17 protein-coding genes are annotated in these 22,102 nt (G+C 65.8%); 11 read left to right on the top strand and 6 right to left on the bottom strand.

Going from position 1 to position 22,102, the window contains the following annotated elements; genetic code table 11:
* The first annotated feature begins 202 nt into the window (after positions 1-202).
* From ccoG to VUG52_RS14985, 4 genes are all read left to right on the top strand, one after another.
* Complete coding sequence (gene ccoG, locus VUG52_RS14970) at positions 203-1,609, top strand: cytochrome c oxidase accessory protein CcoG (RefSeq protein WP_050705318.1); 1,407 nt, start codon at positions 203-205, stop codon at positions 1,607-1,609.
* A 39-nt stretch (positions 1,610-1,648) separates the two neighbouring features.
* Positions 1,649-3,058 (top strand): GntR family transcriptional regulator MpaR, encoded by a 1,410-nt coding sequence (gene mapR, locus VUG52_RS14975; RefSeq protein WP_050705317.1) that lies wholly within the window; start codon positions 1,649-1,651, stop codon positions 3,056-3,058.
* Between the two features lie 65 nt (positions 3,059-3,123).
* The gene (locus VUG52_RS14980) at positions 3,124-5,187 is read left to right on the top strand and encodes a PAS domain-containing sensor histidine kinase (protein WP_052896467.1); all 2,064 of its coding nucleotides are present in this window, start codon (positions 3,124-3,126) and stop codon (positions 5,185-5,187) included.
* A gap of 68 nt (positions 5,188-5,255) precedes the next feature.
* Positions 5,256-7,307 (top strand): hybrid sensor histidine kinase/response regulator, encoded by a 2,052-nt coding sequence (locus VUG52_RS14985; protein ID WP_050705316.1) that lies wholly within the window; start codon positions 5,256-5,258, stop codon positions 7,305-7,307.
* Positions 7,308-7,316: 9 nt separating this feature from the next.
* Here VUG52_RS14985 and VUG52_RS14990 read toward each other — a convergent pair whose 3' ends face one another.
* From VUG52_RS14990 to VUG52_RS15005, 4 genes are all read right to left on the bottom strand, one after another.
* Complete coding sequence (locus VUG52_RS14990; RefSeq protein ID WP_050705315.1) at positions 7,317-8,063, bottom strand: SDR family oxidoreductase; 747 nt, start codon at positions 8,061-8,063, stop codon at positions 7,317-7,319.
* A gap of 94 nt (positions 8,064-8,157) precedes the next feature.
* Entirely contained in the window at positions 8,158-9,693 is a 1,536-nt protein-coding gene (locus tag VUG52_RS14995) for a DHA2 family efflux MFS transporter permease subunit (RefSeq protein WP_050705314.1), read from the bottom strand.
* Positions 9,690-10,883 carry an HlyD family secretion protein gene (locus tag VUG52_RS15000; RefSeq protein WP_050705313.1) on the bottom strand — a complete coding sequence of 398 codons (1,194 nt, stop codon included), beginning with the start codon at positions 10,881-10,883 and terminating at the stop codon, positions 9,690-9,692. Before VUG52_RS15000 ends, VUG52_RS14995 begins: the two co-directional genes overlap by 4 nt.
* A gap of 30 nt (positions 10,884-10,913) precedes the next feature.
* On the bottom strand, positions 10,914-11,387 hold the full coding sequence (locus VUG52_RS15005; protein ID WP_050705312.1) for a MarR family winged helix-turn-helix transcriptional regulator: 474 nt from the start codon (positions 11,385-11,387) through the stop codon (positions 10,914-10,916).
* A 400-nt stretch (positions 11,388-11,787) separates the two neighbouring features.
* Between VUG52_RS15005 and VUG52_RS15010 the strand changes: the two genes are divergently transcribed.
* From VUG52_RS15010 to VUG52_RS15030, 5 genes are all read left to right on the top strand, one after another.
* Positions 11,788-12,597 (top strand): gamma-glutamyl-gamma-aminobutyrate hydrolase family protein, encoded by an 810-nt coding sequence (locus VUG52_RS15010; RefSeq protein WP_050705311.1) that lies wholly within the window; start codon positions 11,788-11,790, stop codon positions 12,595-12,597.
* Between the two features lie 444 nt (positions 12,598-13,041).
* On the top strand, positions 13,042-13,953 hold the full coding sequence (gene kdgD / locus VUG52_RS15015; RefSeq protein WP_050705310.1) for a 5-dehydro-4-deoxyglucarate dehydratase: 912 nt from the start codon (positions 13,042-13,044) through the stop codon (positions 13,951-13,953).
* A 102-nt stretch (positions 13,954-14,055) separates the two neighbouring features.
* Positions 14,056-15,411 carry an MFS transporter gene (locus tag VUG52_RS15020; protein ID WP_050705309.1) on the top strand — a complete coding sequence of 452 codons (1,356 nt, stop codon included), beginning with the start codon at positions 14,056-14,058 and terminating at the stop codon, positions 15,409-15,411.
* A 78-nt stretch (positions 15,412-15,489) separates the two neighbouring features.
* Positions 15,490-17,043 (top strand): galactarate dehydratase, encoded by a 1,554-nt coding sequence (gene garD / locus VUG52_RS15025; RefSeq protein ID WP_262951759.1) that lies wholly within the window; start codon positions 15,490-15,492, stop codon positions 17,041-17,043.
* A gap of 99 nt (positions 17,044-17,142) precedes the next feature.
* Positions 17,143-18,723, top strand: a complete 1,581-nt coding sequence (locus VUG52_RS15030; RefSeq protein WP_050705307.1) for an aldehyde dehydrogenase (NADP(+)) — start codon at positions 17,143-17,145, stop codon at positions 18,721-18,723.
* Positions 18,724-18,819: 96 nt separating this feature from the next.
* On the opposite strand, the gene VUG52_RS15035 is transcribed toward VUG52_RS15030, so the two are convergent.
* Positions 18,820-19,569, bottom strand: coding sequence for a FadR/GntR family transcriptional regulator (locus VUG52_RS15035; protein ID WP_331831693.1), 750 nt, complete (start codon positions 19,567-19,569; stop codon positions 18,820-18,822).
* A 79-nt stretch (positions 19,570-19,648) separates the two neighbouring features.
* Positions 19,649-20,416, bottom strand: coding sequence for an AraC family transcriptional regulator (locus tag VUG52_RS15040; RefSeq protein WP_331831694.1), 768 nt, complete (start codon positions 20,414-20,416; stop codon positions 19,649-19,651).
* A 109-nt stretch (positions 20,417-20,525) separates the two neighbouring features.
* On the opposite strand from VUG52_RS15040, the gene VUG52_RS15045 reads away from it, so the two are divergent.
* Entirely contained in the window at positions 20,526-21,341 is an 816-nt protein-coding gene (locus VUG52_RS15045; protein WP_331831695.1) for a sulfite exporter TauE/SafE family protein, read from the top strand.
* A 63-nt stretch (positions 21,342-21,404) separates the two neighbouring features.
* Positions 21,405-22,055: a DUF998 domain-containing protein gene (locus VUG52_RS15050; protein WP_050706197.1), complete on the top strand. Its 651-nt coding sequence runs from the start codon at positions 21,405-21,407 to the stop codon at positions 22,053-22,055.
* The last annotated feature ends 47 nt before the right edge of the window (positions 22,056-22,102 follow it).

Raw genomic sequence — 22,102 nt, forward strand, 5'->3', positions numbered from 1 at the left:
ACGGAACCACGCAGCCTGAGGCCGAGGTGCGGTGGATAGCCGCAGGCATCTGCGACTAGGCGCTCAATGCTGCGTAATACAGGGCCTGAGAAAAGATCAAAAGCATCTGATATGGTTTTTCTCTCAATATCTGGGCCTGTGCTGAAAACAGATCGAGGGCCATAGTGCCCTGGCCTGATCGAGGCCTGATGAGCGATGAACCATGAGCGATAGAATCCCCTTCCGAGTCATCGAGATTGCCCCCGCCACCCACAAGAGCAAAAGCCAGGTGACCGGCGACATTCACACCCGCAGCTTCACCGGCTTCTACCGCAACCTGCGGATCGCCTTTGCCGGCTTGCTGTTCGTACTGTTCTTCGGCACCGCCTGGTTGCAGTGGGGCGACCGCCAGGCCGTGCTCTGGGACCTGGCCGAAAGCAAATTCCACATCTTCGGCGCGACCTTCTGGCCGCAGGACTTCATCCTGCTGTCGGCGCTGCTTATCATCTGCGCCTTCGGCCTGTTCGCCATCACGGTGTTCGCCGGGCGTGTCTGGTGCGGCTACAGCTGCCCGCAGAGCACCTGGACCTGGCTGTTCATGTGGTGCGAGAAGATCACCGAAGGCGACCGCAACCAGCGCATCAAGCTGGCCGCCGCACCCTGGGGCGTCGAGAAGATCGCCCGGCGCGGCCTCAAGCACGGCCTGTGGCTGGCCATCGGCCTGCTCACCGGCCTGACCTTCGTCGGCTACTTCACCCCGATCCGTCCACTGGCCGCCGAGCTGTTCAGCTTCGAGCTGGGTGGCGTGGCGCTGTTCTGGATCCTGTTCTTCACCGGTGCCACTTACCTCAACGCCGGCTGGCTGCGCGAAGCGGTGTGCATGCACATGTGCCCCTATGCGCGGTTCCAGAGCGTGATGTTCGACAAGGACACCCTGGCGGTGGCCTACGACCCTAGCCGCGGCGAAGCCCGTGGCCCGCGCAAGAAAGGCAGCGACCCGCGCAGCCAGGGCCTGGGCGACTGCATCGACTGCACCCTGTGCGTGCAGGTCTGCCCCACCGGCATCGATATCCGCGAGGGTCTGCAGATGGCCTGCATCGGCTGCGCCGCCTGTATCGACGCCTGCGACGGGGTGATGGACAAGATGGGCTATGCCCGCGGCCTGATCGGCTACAAGTCCGAGCATAACCTGCAAGGCGGCAAGACCCACTGGCTGCGCCCTCGCCTGCTGGGCTACGCCGCCGCGCTGACGGTGATGATCGGCGCCCTGGTGGTCGCCCTGCAGATGCGCCCGATGGTGTCGATGGATGTGATCAAGGACCGTGGCCTGTTCCGCGAGAACGCCCTGGGCCAGATCGAGAACATCTACCTGCTCAAGATCATCAACAAGACCCAGGAAGCGCAGCACTATCGCCTGCGCCTGGTGGATGCCGACGGCTTCGAGCTGCACGGGCGCACCGAGTTCACCATCGCCGCCGGCGAGATGAGTGAGCTGCCGGTGTCGGTGGCGATGCTCGCCGACCGCCCGAGCAGCAGTTCCCAGGAGCTGACGTTCGAGATCCAGGACAGCGACCAGCCGGGCATCCGCAGCACCGCGCACAGCCGTTTCGTCGCGCCGATGAATCGCTGATCCCCTACACTGAACACCACCTTGCCTGCCCAGACGATAATGAAACGCTACGAACGATTTGCCGACGACATTGCCGAACTGATCCGCTCCGGGGTGCTCGGCCCCGGTCAGCGGGTGCCTTCGGTACGCTACGCCAGCCAGACCCACGGGGTCAGCCCGTCCACCGTGTTCCAGGCCTACTACCTGCTGGAGCGGCGCGGGCTGATCCGCGCCCGGCCGCGCTCGGGCTACTTCGTCAACGCCCATGCGCCGCGCCCGTTCAGCGAGCCGCAGCCCCAGGCGCCAGCCAGCGAATCCACCGATGTCGATGTCAGCGGCCTGGTGTTCTCGATCCTCGATTCGATCAAGGATCCGCACACCGTGCCGTTCGGCTCGGCCTTCCCCAGCCCGACCCTGTTCCCCCTGCAGCGCCTGTCACGCTCGCTGGCCAGTGCCAGCCGGGCCATGGACCCGCGCATGGTGGTCACCGACCTGTCGCCGGGCAACCCGCAACTGCGTCGGCAGATCGCCCTGCGCTACATGGTCGCCGGGCTGATGCTGCCGATGGAGGAGCTGCTGATCACCAACGGTGCGCTGGAGGCACTGAACCTGTGCCTGCAAGCCGTGACCCAGCCCGGCGACCTGGTGGCCATCGAGGCACCGGCCTTCTACGCCTGCCTGCAGGTGCTCGAACGGCTCAAGCTCAAGGCGGTGGAGATCCCTGTCCACCCGCGTGAAGGCATGGACCTAGGCGTGCTGGCCCAGACCCTGGAGAAACACCCGGTCAAGGCCGTGTGGTGCATGACCAACTTCCAGAACCCGGTGGGCGCCAGCATGCCGGAGGCCAAGAAGCAGGAACTGGTCGAGCTGCTGCGTCGCCACCAGGTGCCGCTGATCGAGGACGACGTCTACGCCGAGCTGTACTACTCGCAGCAGGCACCGAAACCGGCCAAGGCCTTCGACACCGAAGGCCTGGTGATGCACTGCGGCTCGTTCGCCAAGAGCCTGGCCCCCGGCTACCGGATCGGTTGGGTGGCGGCCGGTCGCTTCGCGCAGAAAATCGAGCGACTCAAACTGATGACCTCGCTGTGCGCCTCGATGCCGGCCCAGGCGGCGATCGCCGATTACCTGCAGCATGGTGGCTATGATCGCCACCTGCGCAAGCTGCGCTACGCCCTCGAGGGCCAGCAGGCCAACATGCTGGCCGCCATCGCCCGCCACTTCCCGGCGCAGACCCGGGTCAGCCAACCCTCCGGGGGCTACTTCCTGTGGCTGGAGCTGCCCGAGCAGATGGACGCCCTGAAGCTGTTCCACATGGCGTTGGCCCAGGGCATCAGCATCGCGCCGGGGCCGATCTTCTCGCCGACCCGGCGCTTCTGCAACTGCATCCGCCTGAACTACGGCAGCCCCTGGGGCGATGCCGCCGAGCAGGCCATGGAGACCCTGGGGCGGATCGTGCGGTCGTTTTGATGACTTGATGGCTGGGAGCATGGACCACAACTATAGTGTTACGGTCCACCGGATGGATCCAGCCTATGCCAGCCCCGTCGCCATCTTCCGAGCAGTTGCAGGCCCGTATCGAGACCCTCGAGACGCAGGTGGCCAGGCATGATCTGGAGCTAGTTTGTTTCGAGTTGTTACGCTCCTGCATGGCCGAAGGCTTCTGTGTCCTGGAACTGCTTGATGGCCCGCTAGGGCCATTGAGCGACTACCGCTATGTCCTCAGCAACGACGCCTGCCTACGCCATACAGGACATGACAAGCGGATAGGGCAGACCGTACGCGAGCTGATCCCGAACGAAGCCGATGCCTGGGTGCCGCGCTTTGCCGAGGTATTGCGCAGCGGCCAGCCGGTACGCTTCGAACAGCGCCTGAACGTCACCGACCGTTTGCTCAACGTCACCGCCTATCGCTTGGGTCCAGCCAGTGACAGACGAGTGGCCGTGCTGTTTACCGGCGTCCCGGCCAGCGAACAGGCACGCCAGCTGCTGCAAGAGCAAACAGAAAAACGCATGGACAGGGCCGAAACCAACAACAGGCTGCTCGGCGAGTTGGTGGACCACAGCCTGGCCAATGTGTTCGCTGCGGACTGTAGCTTGCGCCTGGTGGCCATCAACCGCACGGCGCGCGAAACCTTCGAGCGACTGCATGGCATTTCGCCCAAGGTTGGCGACCATGTCCATGACATCCTGGCAGGTCTGCCACAGATCATGGAAAAGCTCCAACCGATCTGGCCACGACTTATCACCGGGGAGTCTTTCGTCGAGATGGTCAGCCTGGGCACGCCTGACCAGCCCCGCCATTATGAAATGCGCTACAACCCACTGCGCGACGCCCAAGGCCAAATCCGTGGCGGCTATCTGTTCGCCTACGACATCAGCGCCCGCGTCCAGGAACAGGAGCGCCTGAGCCAGGCCGAGGAGGCCTTGCGCCAGTCACAGAAGATGGAAGCCATCGGCCAACTGACCGGCGGCATCGCCCACGACTTCAACAACCTGCTCGGCGGCATTCTCGGCGCGCTGGAACTGGCCGACAAACGCCTGACGCAGGGGCGTCAGCAGGACAGCAGGCATCTACTCGACATTGCCCGGCAGAATTCCTCACGCGCAGCTTCTCTGGTCCAGCGCCTGCTGGCTTTCGCCCGCCAGCAGGCGCTGACACCGCAACCGGTGGATGTACATCACCTGGTAGCCGGCATGCACGAGCTGATCCACAGCTCCCTGGACACCCATATAAAGTTCGTCGATGCCACCCGCGCCGGCCAATGGCTGGTCTGCGTCGATCCATCGCAGCTGGAAAGTACCCTGCTCAACCTGTGCATCAACGCCCGGGACGCCATGACGAGCGGCGGCACCCTGGGCATCAGCGCCGACAACTGCCAGCTGGATGCCGCTCAGGCGGCAGCCCTTCAGCTCGAAACCGGACAGTATCTGCACATTCAGGTCGAGGATACCGGCTGCGGCATGGCCCAGGAAATCAGCGAGCGTGCCGCCGAACCGTTCTTCACAACCAAGCCACTGGGGCAAGGCACCGGGTTGGGCCTGTCCATGGCTTATGGCTTCGTGCGCCAGTCAGCCGGCCAACTGAGCATCGACAGCTCACCAGGACGCGGCACCTGCATCCACTTGTTTTTACCACGTGCTCAAGCAGGCAGCGCAAGACAAGCAGACGATGTGCAGCAGGCGATCACACCGGCAAGGTCCAGGCAACCGCTGATCCTGCTGGTGGAAGATCAAGCGACGCTGCGCCTGGTGATACGGGAAATCCTCGAGGAACATGGCTTGCAGGTTCAGGATTTCGAGGATGGCCGCACCGCCCTGTGCGCCTTGGACGAAGGTGTTCGACCAGACTTGCTGGTGGTGGATATCGGACTCCCGGGGGATATCGACGGATACCAGGTGGCCAATGCCTGCTGGGCTACCGACGAGCATCTGCCTACCCTGTTCATCACTGGCTACGATGGTGCCATCGATACCCGCCGGATCACGGGCTCGCCGCCCATGCTCCTGCTGCACAAGCCCTTCGAACTGAAACTGCTGACCACCAGGGTGGAGGAACTGCTGAACGTCAAGCCAGGCAACCCCCATGCAAGACCTTGAGCCGCATGACTGGACAGGCACACCAGCAGACGATTAGCGTAGCTGACCCTACCTCGACGGATGCCAGCATGCCCTCGCGCGAACTGCAGTCCCTGCGCCTGGAAGTTGAACGCCTACGCCAGCGCAATGCCTTGCTGGAGGCCGAACTGACCGACCGTACCCGGCAGGATCCTGACCTGTTCCGCTTTCTCTTCGACACGATGGACGAAGGTTTCTGCGTCATCGAGTTCTTCGACGGACCGCACGGGCCGTTGAGCGACTACCTCCATATTCTCGCCAACGCCGCCTATGCCCGCCATGCAGGGATTCCCAACGTGGTCGGGCAGAAGTTGCGCGAGATGGTGCCCGACGAAGCCGACGACTGGATCGCCCGCTACGGACAGGTGCTGCGCACGGGCGAGCCCTTGCAGTTCGAGCAGGAACTCGTGGCTACCGGTCGTGTGCTGTCGGTCACCACCTTCCGGATCGAACCCGCCGAGAAAAACCAGGTGGCGGTGCTGTTCAAGGATGTCACCGAACGACGCCGCGCCGAAAACGCCCTGCAGGAACTCAACGACCACCTCGAGCAACGGGTCGCCGCCGCCCTGGCCGAACGCAGCCTGCTCGCCGAGCTGGTCGAGAACAGTGTCGCCCGGGTGCAGGTGGTAGACACCTCGCTGCGCTTTCTCGCGGTCAACGCGCGAGCGGTCAAGGATTTCGAGTACCTGTTTGGCCGCAAGATAAAGGCCGGTGACAACCTGCATGAGTGCCTGGACGGGTTCCCCGAGGAACGCGAACGATCGGTGGCATATTGGCGCAGGGCATTGTCCGGTGAAAGCTACACCGAAGTGATCGAGTATGGTCGCGGCAGCGACAAACGTCATTTCGAACTGCGCTTCACCCCCCTGCGTGACAGCGCGGGCGGAATTGTCGGTGCCTACCTGTTCGTCTACGACATCACCCGCCAGGTCGGTGAACAGAAGCGACTGCTCGAGACCGAGGAAGCACTGCGCCAGATACAGAAGATGGAAGCCGTGGGCCAGCTCACCGGCGGCATCGCCCATGACTTCAACAACCTGCTCGGCGGCATACTCGGCGCCCAGGAGTTGATACGACAACGCCTGCAAAAGGCCCGCTACGCCGATGTTCCGCCCTTGCTGAACAGCGCCTGTGAGTCCGCGCACCGGGCCGCCACACTGGTGCAGCGCCTGCTGGCATTCTCTCGCCGCCAGACCCTGCTGCCCCAGGCCACCCGGCTGAGCACACTGGTACAGGGCATGGAAGACCTGATCAGCCGCAGCGTTGGCCCGGCCATCGAGGTGAACAGCCATTTCGAACTGGAGACCGGCACGGTCTTCATCGATCCACCGCAACTGGAAAGCGCCCTGCTCAACCTGTGCATCAATGCCCGCGACGCCATGCCTGCCGGCGGTCGCATCGACCTCCACTGCGTCGCGCTGGAGGTGATGCAGGATACCGCCCAGTCGCTTGATCTCCCTCCCGGCCCCTATCTGCGCTTGAGCGTCAGCGACACTGGGCGTGGAATGCCAGCCGAGGTGCTCGACCGCGCGGTCGAACCCTTCTTTACCACCAAGCCCATGGGGCAAAGTACCGGGCTTGGACTGTCCATGGTCTATGGCTTCGTCCGTCAGTCAGGTGGGCAGCTGCAGATCTGCTCCCTGCCGGGCGAAGGGACCTGCATCCACCTCTACCTGCCCAGGCATGACGCCGCTCCCCTGCCCGCACCTGCAAAGGGCATGTCGTTACAGGCCGCGCACGGCCCCGGAAAGCGGGTATTGCTGGTCGAAGACCAGGCCGCGTTGCGCCTGGTGATCGCTGAAGTGCTCGAGGAGCTCGGCCACCAGGTCGATGGCTACGCCACCGGACCTGCGGCACTCGAGGCAGACCTGGAGTTCGACCTGCTGATCACCGACATCGGCCTGCCCGGCGGCATGAACGGCCGCCAGGTCGCCCAGGCCATGCGCGGGCGACTGCCTTCGATCCCAGTGCTGTTCATCACCGGCTACGATGCCAACGCGGTGCTTGAGGATGGGCCCCTGCCGCAAGGCATGCGTGTACTGACCAAGCCCTTTGACCTCGAAAAGCTGGTGGATCAGGTCGATCTGTTGCTGCGCGACTGACGAGCGGATCTAACGTCCGCCACTCAGGTCGATAAAGGTTCCGGTCGCATAGGACGCCTTTTCCGACAGCAACCACAGGATCGCCTCGGCCACTTCCTCAGGCTGCCCACCGCGCCCCATCGGCAAGCCTGGCTCGAGCTTGCTGACGCGGTGCGGATCGCCACTCAGGGCATGGAAGCCAGTATGGATGTAGCCCGGCCGCACGCCATTGACCCGCACGCCCTCGCCTGCTACCTCCCTGGCCAGCCCCACCGTGAAGGTGTCCAGGGCACCCTTGGAGGCAGCATAGTCGACGTACTCGTTGGGCGAACCCAGTCGCGCGGCCATCGACGACACGTTGACGATCGCCCCGCCCTGGCCGCCATGGCGGCGGGCCATGCGCAGCAAGGCGTGCTTGGCGCAGAGGATCGGGCCGACCACATTGGTCTTCATCACCTTGAGCAGGCGGAACTCGGACATGTCCTCGACACGGCTCTGCTGGCCGATGGTGCCGGCATTGTTGACCAGCGCGGTGACTGGCCCGAGTTCCTGGTCGACGCAGCGGAACAGCCGCATCACCTCGTCCTCGACGCTGGCGTCGGCGCGCACGGCGATGGCCTCGGCACCCAGTGCACGAACCTGCGCCAGCATCGCCTCGGCGGCCTGGTCGTCAGCGTGGTAATTGATGCAGATGCGGTAACCCTGTTGCGCCGCCAGCAATGCCGTGGCGGCGCCGATGCCCCGGCTGGCGCCGGTGATGACGATGACCTTGTCCATGAGTCTGCCAAGTAGCCAGGTAAAGGCCTACAAGATTAGGGGAAATGCCATCATTTGAAAACGGGGCAGGTGCTGCATGGACAGGATCATTGCTTCAATGCCCCGCCGAAGCCGGCCCGGCCTTGGCGGTAAAGGGCGGCTTGGCCAGCCACACCAGCAGGATCAGCCCGGCGAACACCCAGGTGAGCAAGGTAAAGTAGTCCACCGTCGACATCATGTACGCCTGGCTGTTGAGGATCTGCTCCAGCTTCGCGTAACCCTGCGGGCTGGCCCCGCCCAACTGCTCCAGGGTCTGCCGGGTGGCCGGATCGAAGTTGCTGATGTGCTCGCTCAGGTAGGCGTGGTGCTGGTCGGCACGACGAATCCAGATCCAGGTGGTCAGCGACGCGGCGAAACTGCCGCCCAGGGTCCGCAGGAAGGTGGCCAGCCCCGAGCCGTCGGCGATCTGGTGCGGCGGCAGGTCCGACAGCAGGATGCCCAGGGTCGGCATGAAGAACAGCGCCACGCCGATGCCCATGAACAACTGCACCAGGGCGATGTGCAGGAAGTCCACCTCGTTGGTGAAGCCGGCACGCATGTAGCAACTGGTACCGATCGCCAGGAAGGCGATGCCGGCCAGCAAGCGCAGGTCGAAGCGATGGGCGTACTGGCCGATGAAGGGCGACATGAGCACCGGCAGCAGGCCGATCGGCGCCACCGCAAGGCCCGCCCAGGTTGCGGTGTAGCCCATCTGGGTCTGCAGCCATTGCGGCAGGATCAGGTTGATGCCGAAGAATCCCGCGTAGCCCCCCACCAGCACCAGGGTGCCGATGCGGAAGTTGCGGTGCACGAACAATCGCAGGTTGACCACCGGATGGCGGTCGGTGAGCTCCCAGATGACGAACACCGCCAGGAACACCACCGAGATCAAGGTGCCGATGACGATGAACGATGACTCGAACCAGTCCAGGTCATTGCCCTTGTCCAGCACCACCTGCAACGCGCCGACCCCGACGATCAGGGTCAGCAGGCCGATGTAGTCCATCGGCTGGCGGCTGGTGACCACCGGTCGCGTGCGCATCTGCTGGCGCACCACGGCGGCGGCGAACAGGCCGATCGGTACGTTGATGAAGAAGATCCATGGCCAGCTGTAGCTGTCGGTGATCCAGCCGCCGAGGATCGGCCCGGCAATCGGCGCCACCACCGTGACCATCGCCAGCAGCGCCAGGGCCATCCCCCTTTTCGCCGGCGGGTACACGGCGATCAGCAGGGTCTGGGTCATCGGGTACAGCGGGCCGGCCACCACGCCCTGGATCACCCGGAACAGCACCAGCTCGGGCATCGACTGGGCGATGCCGCACAGGAACGAGGCCAGCACGAACAGCAGCGTGGCCCAGATGAACAGCTTCACCTCGCCGAAGCGCCGGCTGAGCCAGCCGGTCAACGGCAGGGCGATGGCGTTGCTCACCGCGAACGAGGTGATCACCCAGGTGCCCTGCTCCGAACTCACGCCGAGGTTGCCGGAAATGGTCGGCAACGCCACGTTGGCGATGGTGGTGTCGAGCACCTGCATGAAGGTCGCCAGGGACAGGCCGATGGTGGTCAGCAGCAGGCTTGGCGGGGTGAACTGCGCGGGGGCCTGCTGGCTCATCGCTGAGCCGTCTTGCCGGTGGCGCTGTTCTCGTGGATCAGCCGGGCGATCAGGTCATCGGCCTCGACCAGCTGACGGTCATACACCTGGGTGGTGTAGCTGGCCTGCTGCGGTGGCTGCTGGGCCAGGGCCGGGCCGCTCTGGTCGTGCAGGTCGACCTCGGTGACCGTGGACAGGCCGATGCGCAGCGGGTGTTTCTTCAGTTGCTCGGGATCCAGGTGGATGCGTACCGGCACGCGCTGGACGATCTTGATCCAGTTGCCGGTGGCGTTCTGTGCCGGCAACAGGGCGAAGGCGCTACCGGTGCCCGCGCCGAGGCTGTCGACGGTGCCGGTGTACCTGACTTCGCTGCCGTACAGGTCGGCGGTAATCTCGACCGGCTGGCCGATGCGCATGTCACGCAGCTGGGTTTCCTTGAAGTTGGCGTCGATCCACACCTCGTCCAGCGGGATCACCGCCATGGTCGTCGTGCCCGGTTGCAGGCGCTGGCCCAGTTGCACGGTGCGTTTGGCGACATAGCCGGTCACCGGTGCCACCAGCGTGGTCCGGGCATGGTCGAGGTAGGCCTGGCGCAGGTCTGCTGCGGCGGCCATCACCTCCGGATGCGAGGACACCACGGTGTCGTCGACCAGCGCGGTGCTAGTGTTGAGTTGCTGGCGGGCGCTGTTGACGGCAGCCTGGGCCACGGTCAGGTCATCGCGGGAGTGGGCCACTTCCTCGGCGGCGATGGCGCCGCTGTCGGCCAGCACCTTGCGTCGGTTGTAGTCCTGCTGGGCCTTCTGCAGCTCGGCCTGGCGGGTCTGCAGTTGCGCCTTGAGCGAGTCGACATTGCTGTACAGCCCGCGCACCTGGCGTACGGTACGCGCCAGCTTGGCCTCGGCGGACTGCAGGGCGACTTCGCTGTCGGCGGGGTCGAATTGCAGCAGCACCTGGCCGGCATGGACCAGGTCGCCGTCATCGGCGCCGATGCTGGTGACGGTGCCGGTCACCAGCGGGGTGATCTCCACGACGTTGCCGTTGACGTAGGCATCGTCGGTGCTTTCGTGCCAGCGCCCGACCAGGCTGTACCAGGCCCAGGTGCCCGCACCGGCGAGGATCAGGATAAGCAACAGGGCGAGCAGCCAGACCTTGCGCTTGCGCGTGTTGTCGGGCGCGGCGGCCGGGGTGGAGGTGTCAGCGGGAGTGGCCATGACAATACCTTGGAAGATGCGTGACAGGGTTCAACGATCGCCGAAGCGGCGGATCGTCAGGGGGTCGCCGGCGTTAATCAGGACCTTGGCGAGCAGTTGCTCGAGGGTCTTGAGTTCCTCGGGCTGCAGCACGCCGACCAGTTCGTTCATCGCCGCCGCGCCGACCTGCGGCAAGCGGTCGGCCAGGCGCTGGCCATCGGCGGTCAGGGCCAGGCGCACCTGGCGGCGGTCGTCGGGGCAGCGATTGCGCAGGATCAGGCCCTTCTGCTCGAGGCGGTCGAGCATGCGGGTCATCGAGCCGCTGTCCAGGCCCAGGTAGCGGCACAGTTCGGCCGGGGTGTCGACCTGGTACTGGGTGACGATGATCAGCACCTTGAACTGGGCGGCGGTGACGCCATCGGCCTCGAGGTGCCAGTCAAGGATGCGGTCCTTGAGCAGCGCGGCGCGGCCGAGCAGCATGCCGATGGCGCAGGTCTGGAAGTTTTCCGGGGTGAAATGGGACATCGGGGTCTGCTCGAGGAATTGTGTGAAAATATTACTGCTTAGGCAGTGAATGTCAAAGCTTTGATTAGGGGGCTAAATAAAAATCCTGGTCTTTGCCTCCAGGGCATCACGATCATTGCACCGATGCAAAGACCCGACTGCGTCGTTAAATATTATTGACCAAAGCCTAGCCAAACCCTTGTCACCAAAGGCCTTGACGACCTAGAGCCCCCGAAAACAGGCGCCTGGACACCCCGCCACTCGTTTGACATATCGAACGGCTCTGGCAAGCTATGAGTCAGGCCCCGACCGACATCGCCTGCAAGGCGAGCCGGCAGTGCTCGGGGCTCCAGGCAGCACTCAAGGCCCCGGCCGTGCGCCTGCACAACAACGACAGGCATGACCTGTCTCAAGGTGACATATGTCCAACAGCAACATTGGCAACAAGCAAGCCTCCCTGCGCAAACCCGTCGTCCTGATGACCATGGGCAGCCAAGAGCGCAAAGGCCATGACTATCAGGTCATGACCCACAAATACATCACCCCGCTGGTCGATTTCGCCGGTTGCGTCCCGGTCCTGGTGCCCACCTGCTGTGGCGTCGAAGACCTCGAGACCTACCTGGACATGGCCGACGGCGTCTACCTGACCGGTGCCGGCAGCAACATCGACCCGACCCTCTACGGCCAGGAAAACCAGACCCCCGGCAAGGGCCAGGACAAGGACCGCGACCTGTTCGACATGCCGCTGGTCAAGGCTGCGATCAAGCGCGGCCTGCCGATCTTCGGCATCTGCCGCGGCATGCAGGAAATCAACGTGGCCCTGGGCGGTGACATCTACCAGAAGGTCTACGCCGAGCCCGGCTTCAACGACCACCGGGAAAACCCGGAAGATCCGGTCGAAGTCCAGTACGCCCCGGTGCACAGCGTGAAGATCAAGCCAGGCAGCTGGCTGCGCGATACCCTGGGCACCGACGAGATCCGCGTCAACTCGCTGCACGGCCAGGGCCTGCGTAACCTGGGTGCCGGCATCGAGCCGATCGCCCATGCCGAAGACGGCCTGGTCGAGGCAATCCACGCCCCGAGCCTCTCGCCCTTCCTGTTCGCGGTGCAGTGGCACCCGGAGTGGCAAGCGGCGAAGAACCCCGACTCGATCAAGATGTTCCAGGCCTTCGGCGACGCCTGCCGCGCCCAGGTCCGCAAGTCCCAGGTCAAGCACCACCAGGCTGCCTGATCCACTGAAGCTTCGTTAGCTTTGATCGCGGGGCGGTGCAATACCGCCCCCGTTTCCCCGGTCACCCTCTGCTGGTCCCAGAACACTTCCCGTGGAAGCGGGCGGCGGGCTTGTGCCTGTCTCCGCGATCTTTTTTTCTTCCCCCGAAAGTCATACGACAACACTCCTCTGCCGAATTGTCGGGTTTACGCTTCCCCTGTAGGAGCGGCCTTGTGCCGCGAAAGGGTCGCAAAGCGGCCCCGGCGATCGTGGGTCAACGCCGAAATCCCGGGGCCGCTGCGCGGCCCTTTCGCGGCACAAGGCCGCTCCTACAGGGGTTGGCACTGTCATGGTGGGTGGATTCAAATTTTCTGTCGCGAGGGACTAGTCACGATTCAAGTTGTACGATAACTTACCTCTCACCTTGGTTCCCCCTCCTCCAAGCGCCACAGGATGCCTACAACAATGACCCCACAAGAACTGCAATCCATCCTCTCCCACGGCCTGCTGTCGTTCCCCGTCACCGACTTCGACGCCCACGGCGACTTCAACCCGGCCGGCTACGTCAAGCGCCTGGAATGGCTCGCCCCCTACGGCGCCAGCGCGCTGTTCGCCGCCGGCGGCACCGGCGAGTTCTTCTCCCTGGCCGCCAGCGAGTACGGCCAGGTGATCAAGACCGCCGTCGACACCTGCGCCACGTCGGTGCCGATCCTCGCCGGCGTCGGCGGCTCGACCCGCCAGGCCATCGAATACGCCAAGGAGGCTGAACGCCTCGGCGCCAAGGGCCTGCTGCTGCTGCCCCACTACCTCACCGAAGCCAGCCAGGACGGCGTCGCCGCCCATGTCGAGGCAGTGTGCAAGGCGGTGAACATCGGCGTGGTGGTATACAACCGCAACGTCTGCCGGCTGAACGCCGACTTGCTGGAACGCCTGGCCGAGCGCTGCCCGAACCTGATCGGCTACAAGGACGGCCTGGGCGACATCGAGCTGATGGTGTCGATTCGTCGCCGCCTGGGTGATCGCTTCAGCTACCTGGGTGGCCTGCCCACCGCCGAGGTGTATGCTGCGGCGTACAAGGCCCTGGGCGTGCCGGTGTACTCCTCGGCGGTGTTCAACTTCGTGCCGAAGACGGCGATGGACTTCTACCACGCCATCGCCCGCGACGATCACGCCACCGTGGCCAAGCTGATCGACGACTTCTTCCTGCCGTATCTGGACATCCGCAACCGCAAGGCCGGTTACGCCGTGAGCATCGTCAAGGCCGGGGCGAAGCTCGCCGGCTACGACGCCGGCCCCGTGCGCACGCCGCTGACCGACCTGACCGCGCAGGAGTACGAGATGCTCGCCGCGCTGATGGACAAGATGGGCCCGCAATAAGCGAACGCCCTGCGGCCTGCCGATGCCGCCGCCGGAGCAGGGCCACCCTGCTCCGGCCCACAACCGATCCCCGTATAAAAATAATGAGTGGGAGTAACCAGCATGCAAGCGACGAAAAAGACGCATGTGCGCTACCTGATCCTGTTGATGCTGTTCCTGGTGACCACCATCAACTACGCCGACCGCGCCACCATCGCCATCGCCGGCTCCAGCCTGCAGAAGGACCTGGGCATCGACGCGGTCACCCTCGGCTACATCTTCTCCGCCTTCGGCTGGGCCTACGTGGCCGGGCAGATCCCCGGCGGCTGGCTGCTCGACCGCTTCGGCTCGAAGAACGTCTACGCCTTCAGCATCTTCACCTGGTCGCTGTTCACCCTGCTGCAAGGCTTCGTCGGCGGCCTGCCGGTGGCCTGGGCAGTGGTCACCCTGTTCACCCTGCGCTTTCTGGTCGGCTTCGCCGAAGCGCCGTCGTTCCCCGGTAACGCCCGGATCGTCGCGGCCTGGTTCCCGACGCAAGAGCGCGGCACCGCCTCGGCGATCTTCAACTCGGCGCAGTACTTCGCCACCGCGCTGTTCGCGCCAATCATGGGCTGGATCGTCTTCACCTTCGGCTGGGAACATGTGTTCGTGGTGATGGGCGCGCTGGGCATCGTGTTCTCGGCGGTCTGGCTGAAGACCATCTACAACCCGCGCCAGCACCCGCGCATCGGTGCCGCCGAGCTCGAGCACATCGAACAGAACGGCGGCCTGGTGGACATGGACCAGAAGCGCGGCAACGATGGCCCGAAATGGGGCTATATCAAGCAGCTGCTGACCAGCCGCATGCTGCTGGGCGTCTACCTGGGCCAGTACTGCATCAACGCCATCACCTACTTCTTCCTCACCTGGTTCCCGGTGTACCTGGTGCAGGAGCGCGGCATGACCATCCTCAAGGCCGGCTTCATCGCCTCGCTGCCGGCGGTATGCGGCTTCATCGGCGGCGTACTCGGCGGCGTGCTGTCGGACTGGTTGCTGCGCCGCGGCAACTCGCTGACCTTCTCGCGCAAGCTGCCGATCGTCTGCGGCCTGCTGCTGTCGACCACCATGGTCTTCTGCAACTACGTCGAGGCCGAATGGATGGTGGTCGGCTTCATGACCCTGGCGTTCTTCGGCAAGGGCATCGGCGCGCTGGGCTGGGCAGTGGTCGCCGACACCTCGCCCAAGCAGATCGCCGGGCTGTCGGGCGGGTTGTTCAACACCTTCGGCAATATCGCCTCGATCACTACGCCAATCGTCATCGGCTACATCATCAGCGCCACCGGCTCGTTCAAGTGGGCCCTGGTGTATGTGGGCGCCAACGCCCTGGTGGCAGTGTTCAGCTACCTGGTGATCGTCGGTCCGATCAAGCGCATCGAGCTCAAGGACGACCCGAAGCAGGAAGCGGCACCCACCGCTGAACTCGCCACTTCGCGCCATTGAGTGAAACACGCCTGCGCCCTGCCCGGGCGCAGGCTGGCGTACAAGAAGCCTGAAAGAAACGACAAGAAGGGCCTGACCATGCAGTTGATCGAACATTCCGAGTCGCCCCGCTACGTGCGCCTGCACCCCGACGACAATGTCGTGGTGGTGGTCAACGACGGCGGCCTGGGCGAAGGCGCGCGCTTCGCCGACGGCCTGACCCTGGTCGAGGGCGTGCCGCAGAGCCACAAGGTCGCCACCGTGGATATCCGCCGGGGCGAGGCGGTGCGCCGCTACGGCCAGGTCATCGGCCATGCCCTGGAAGACCTGCGCCAGGGCAGTTGGGTCAAGGAGGATCAACTGGCGATGCCGGCCGCCCCCGCGCTCGACAGCCTGCCGCGCTGCGACGCCGTGCCCGTTGCCCAGGTGCCGCTCGAAGGCTTCACTTTTGAGGGCTATCGCAACGCCGACGGCACCGTCGGCACCCGCAACATCCTCGGCATCACCACCACCGTGCAGTGCGTGACCGGTGTGCTCGACCACGCAGTCAAGCGCATCCGCAGCGAACTGCTGCCCAAATACCCCAACGTCGACGACGTGATCGCCCTCACCCACAGCTACGGCTGCGGCGTGGCGATCAACGCCCGCGATGCCTACATCCCGATTCGCACCGTGCGCAACCTGGCGCGCAACCCCAACCTGGGCGGCGAGGCGCTGGTCATCAGCCTGGGCTGCGAAAAACTCCAGGCCGGCCAGGTGATGCACGAGGACGACCCGTCCGTGGACCTCAGCGAGCCCTGGCTGTACCGCCTGCAGGATGCCTCGCTGGGCTTCGTCGAGATGATCGAGCAGATCATGGCCCTGGCCGAAACCCGCCTGAAGAAGCTCGACCAGCGCCGCCGCGAAACCGTGCCGGCCAGCGAGCTGATCCTGGGCATGCAGTGCGGTGGCAGCGACGCCTTTTCCGGCATCACCGCCAACCCCGCCCTGGGACATGCCGCCGACCTGCTGGTACGCGCCGGCGCCACGGTGCTGTTCTCGGAAGTCACCGAGGTGCGCGATGCCATCTACATGCTCACCTCCCGCGCCGAAACGCCGGAAGTCGCCGAGGCGCTGGTGCGCGAGATGGACTGGTACGACCGCTACCTGCAGCAGGGCGCGGCGGATCGCAGCGCCAACACCACGCCGGGCAACAAGAAAGGCGGCTTGTCCAATATCGTCGAGAAATCCCTGGGCTCGATCGTCAAGTCCGGCAGCGGCGCCATCCAGGGCGTGCTTGGCCCGGGCGAGCGGATCACGCGCAAGGGCCTGATCTTCTGCGCCACCCCGGCCAGCGACTTCGTCTGCGGCACCCTGCAGCTGGCTGCCGGGATGAACCTGCACGTGTTCACCACCGGCCGCGGCACGCCCTACGGCCTGGCCATGGCGCCGGTGGTCAAGGTGTGCACCCGCAGCGAACTGGCCCAACGCTGGCCGGACCTGATCGACATCGACGCCGGGCGCATCGCCAGTGGCCGGGCGAGCATCGAGGAGCTGGGCTGGGAGCTGTTCCACTACTACCTCGATGTCGCCAGCGGTCGCAAGCGCACCTGGGCCGAGCAGCATGGCCTGCACAACGACATCACCCTGTTCAATCCCGCACCGATCACCTGAACGACACAGGTGGCGTGGGAGCGGGCTTGCCCCGCGATGATGCAATCGCGGGACTAGCCCGCTCCCACGCCCTGGCTCATCACTCATCCAGGAGTTTCCATGCCCAATATCCTCGGCCACAACTTCATCGCCGGCCAACGCAGTGCCGTCGGCCCGCAACGCCTGCAAAGCCTGGACGCCACCACCGGCGAGGCACTGCCCTATAACTTCGCCCAGGCCACCGAAGGTGAGGTAGACCGCGCCGCCCGCGCCGCCGCCGCCGCCTTCAGCGAGTTCCGCCAGCTGCCCCCGGCACGCCGCGCCGAATTCCTCGAGGCGATCGCCGCCGAACTGGACGAACTCGATGACAGCTTCGTGGCCATCGTCTGCCGCGAAACCGCCCTGCCCGCCGCCCGTATCCAGGGCGAACGCGGCCGCACCAGCGGGCAGATGCGCCTGTTCGCCCAGGTACTGCGCCGCGGCGACTTCCTCGGGGCGCGCATCGACCTGGCGCTGCCCGAACGCCAGCCGCTGCCACGGGTGGACATCCGCCAGATGCGTATCGGCGTCGGCCCGGTAGCGGTATTTGGCGCCAGCAATTTCCCGCTGGCCTTCTCTACCGCCGGCGGCGACACCGCCGCAGCCCTGGCCGCCGGTTGCCCGGTGGTGTTCAAGGCCCACAGTGGCCACATGGCCACCGCCGACCTGGTGGCCTGTGCCATCCTGCGCGCCTCCGAACGCACCGGCATGCCCAAGGGTGTGTTCAACATGGTATTCGGTGGCGGTGTCGGTGAATGGCTGGTCAAGCATCCTGCCATCCAGGCGGTCGGCTTCACCGGCTCGCTCAAGGGCGGCGACGCCCTGTGCCGCATGGCTGCCGAGCGGGCGCAACCGATCCCGGTGTTCGCCGAGATGTCCAGCATCAACCCGGTGATCATCCTGCCGGCCGCGCTGGCCAAGCGTGGCGAGAACATCGCCCGCGAACTGGCCGGCTCCGTGTGCCTGGGCGCCGGGCAGTTCTGCACCAACCCGGGGATGCTGATCGGCCTGCGGTCGCCTGGCTTCAACCAGTTGCTGAATGGCCTGGGCCAGCATCTGGACCAACAGGCTGGCCAGACCCTGCTCAACACCGGCGGCCTGCGCAGCTATGTCGCCGGCCTGGAACACTTGCACGCCCATGCCGGCATCCAGCACCTGGCCGGTCAGGCACAACAGGGCGACCAGGCCCGTGCCCAGCTGTTCAAGGCCGACGTCCGCCTGCTGCTGGAGTCCGACCCGCTGCTGCAGGAAGAAGTGTTCGGCCCGGCCACGGTGGCCGTCGAAGTCAGCGACCTTGAGCAACTTCGCGCCGCCCTGCTCGGCCTGCGCGGCCAGCTGACCGCCACGCTGATCGGCGAGCCGGAGGACTTCGAGGCCTTTGCCTGGCTGGTGCCGCTGCTGGAGGAGAAGGTCGGGCGGATCCTGGTCAATGGCTACCCGACTGGCGTCGAGGTGTGCGACGCCATGGTCCATGGCGGGCCTTACCCGGCGACCTCGGATGCCCGTGGCACGTCGGTCGGCACCCTGGCCATCGATCGTTTCCTGCGCCCGGTGTGCTACCAGAACTACCCGCAGGCGCTGCTGCCGGAGGCGTTGCGCGATGGCAACCCACTGGGGCTGCGGCGGTTGGTGAATGGGCAGTGGAGTGAAGGGGTGATTTGATCGTCTGTAAACGTGAATGGGGCGACGTGGGAGCGGGCTTGCCCCGCGATACCCGCATCGCGGGGCAAGCCCGCTCCCACGCATTTCCCCCTGACGTCAGCCCTTTTGCGCCTCGGCCTCTTCATGGGCCTGGCGCAGGCGCTCGCGGCTGTTGCTCAGGTGCATGCGCATGGCCATCTTCGCGCCTTCGCTGTCGCGCCGGGCGATGGCCTCGTAGATCGCCTCGTGCTCATGCATCAGCCGGCTCATGTAGTGCGCCTGGTCGTCATGGGCCAGGCGCGCCGAATTGAGCCGGGTGCGCGGGATGATGCTGGTGCCCAGGTGGTTGATGATGTCGGCGAAATAGTGATTGCCGCTGGCCTGGGCGATACGCAGGTGAAACTGGAAGTCCGCCGACACCGCATCCGAGGCATGGGCCGCGCCCTCGTTGAGCTCGTCCAGCGCCGCGCGCATGCCGGCCAGTTCCGCGTCACCGCGACGCTGGGCGGCAAGGCCCGCGGCTTCGATTTCCAGGGCGATGCGCAGCTCCAGCACCGCCAGCACCTCGCGCAGGGTGACGATGGTCGCCGGGTCGATCCGAAAGCCGCCGGTGCTCGGCGCGTCCAGCACGAAGGTGCCGATGCCGTGGCGGGTCTCGACCTGGCCGGCGGCCTGCAGCCGCGAGATGGCCTCGCGCACCACGGTGCGGCTGACCCCCTCCTCGACCATGATCTGCGACTCGGTGGGCAGCTTGTCGCCGCGCTTGAGCTGGCCGCTGCGGATGCGTTCGGTCAGCACCGTGACCAGTTCCTGGGCCAGACTGCGCGGCTTGCGCCGGGTCCGTGCCTGTACCTGCTGCTCTGTCATGCCCTGTATGTCTGGTTGTGAAAGACAGGCGTGATGATAGCGCAAGCAGTTGTACGATCACATACGTCCAACGGGGTTTTCATATGCCCTGGCGTGCCGCCGACGGCGGCTGGCCCATGACTCGCCGGTACAGGCTGGAAAACGCGCTGGGGCTTTCATAGCCCAGGTCCAGGGCGACGGTGGTCACCGGCTCGCCGGTCGCCAGTCGTGTCACCGCGGCCATCAGGCAAGCCTGCTGGCGCCACTGGCCGAACGACAGCCCGGTCTGCTCGCGAAAGCGCCGGCTGAAGGTACGTGGGCTCCAGTTGAGCTGGCCTGCCCATGTGTCGCCACGGGTGTGGATTGATGGCTGCGCCAGGAACGCCTGGCACAGGGCCGCCAGGCGCGGCTCGGCCGGCAGCGGCGCGAACAGCGGCAGACGCTCGGCCTGGCCCAGCTCATGCAGCACCAGCCGCAGCAGCAGGCCGTCGCGCCCCGCCTCGTCATGCAAGGCCGGCACCTCGGCGCTGGCCAGCAACAGCTGGTGCAGCAGCGGCCCGACCCGCAGTGCCTCGCACACGCTGCCCGATCTGGGCAGCGCGGTCGGTTCGATGTACAGGCTGCGGGTGCTCACGCCACGCATGCGCACTTGGTGCGGCTTGCCGGGCGGAATCCATACCCCGCTGCCAGGCGGGATGACCCAGGCGCCGTCATCGGTCAGCACCTCCATCAGCCCGCTCATGCCATAGAGGAACTGCGCCCGGCGATGGACATGCCTGGGCAGCAGGGTACCGGGCGGATAGTCGGTGGCGATGGCCAGCACCGCACGGGGGCTGGCATCGACCTCGGACAAGGGAACATTGCGCATGAAGGTAGGTTCTGGCCGAAACACGATGATTATTGGCCAGGTTGCGCAAGTCAGCCAAGAGGCAGGCACCCTACCCTGACCGCCTCACCCCTGACCCGAGACCCACCCCATGCTCTATCCCCTGCTTGGCCTGTTCGGCCTGTGTGCCGGCGTCACCACCCTGCTGTTCGGCTTCGGCGGCGGCTTCTTCGCCGTGCCGCTGTTCTATGCCCTGCTGCTGGCCAGTCATGGCGCGGGGACGGCCGTGGCCCAGCACGACATGCAGATCGCCGTGGCCACCTCGGCCACGGTGATGATCTTCAGCAGCGCCCTGGCCACCTGGCGCCATCACCGCGCGGGCAGCCTGCGCTGGGACCTGGTGCGCCCACTGGCGCCGGCCATCGCCCTGGGCGCGCTGCTCGGGGCATGGGCGGCGCTGTACCTGGCCAGCGCCTGGTTGCGCTGGCTGTTCATCGCCTACCTGGCGCTGAGTCTGCTGGACGCTTGGCTGCGCCCAGGCTTCGTACGCGCAGGCGAACATCGCCTGGCGCCCCTGGGCAGCGCCGGCGCCAGCCTGGTCGGCGTGCCCATCGGCGCACTGGCGGCGCTGCTCGGGGTGGGCGGCAGTGTGATGACCGTGCCGCTGATGCGCCGACGCGGCGCCAGCATGCGCACCGCCACGGCCATGGCCAACCCGCTGTCGCTGCCCATGGCCCTGGCGGCCACGCTGGTCTATGCGCTGCTGCCGGCCGGCCAGTTCGACCTTGGCCCGGGCCTGCTGGGTTTCATCGACCTGCGCGCGGGACTGGTGATGACCGTCGGCGCCTGGCTCGGCATGCACCTGGCCGCGCCCCTGCTCGGGCGCATCCCCGACAGCGTGCATGCCCGGGCCTACCTGGCGTTGCTGGCCTGCGTGCTGCTGGTGATGCTGGTCAACGGCCGCTGAGACTGGCGAATGGCCACGGCGACGCGGTAGGCTGCGCCCTGCACTCACCAAGGAAGGCACTGCATGAAGACGTTCGATCGCCTGCTGCTCGCCAGCGGCCTGCTCATTCCCCTCTGGCTGCTGCTGGGCGTCACCCTGACGGCGCTGGCCTACCCCGGCTACGACCACCTGCAACAAGCCATGAGCCAGCTCGGCGCGGTCGGCGCCCCCACCCACGGGCTGTCGCCCTGGATCAACAATTTCCCGCTGGCCCTGCTGTTCGCACTGTTCGCCTGGGGCTTGGCGCGGCGCTGGCGGCGCTCGAAGCTGGCGCGGTTGAGCGCCCTGCTGGTGCTGTTGCATGGCCTGGGCAGCCTGGCGACCGGCGGGTTTGCCTGTGACCAGGGCTGTGCGCCGCTGGAGCCATCGTTCTCGCAACAGATGCACAACCTCGGCGGCCTGCTGATGTTCCTCTCGCTGACCCTCGCCAGTGTGCTGTGGATCGGCCTGGGCACGCGCCTGGCCCGATCCCCGGGGCTGGCCTGGGGGTCGCTGCTGAGCGTGCTGCTGGCGGTGGTCACCGTGGTGTTGATGGCCAAGGCCGTGCACAGCGGTGAACTGTTCGGTCTCTACCAGCGCCTGAACTACGGCGTCGGCGTGCTGTGGATCGCGGCCCTGGCCCTGCAGTCGCTGCGCACGCGCCAGTACGGTGGCCTGAAAATGGCCATCGCCTGACGGCAAACTGCTGGCCCCCAGGCGTCGAAAGCGAAGGCAGACTTTGT

The sequence above is a fragment of the Pseudomonas sp. LH21 genome, assembly GCF_036549575.1.
Classification (GTDB): Bacteria; Pseudomonadota; Gammaproteobacteria; order Pseudomonadales; family Pseudomonadaceae; genus Aquipseudomonas; species Aquipseudomonas peradeniyensis.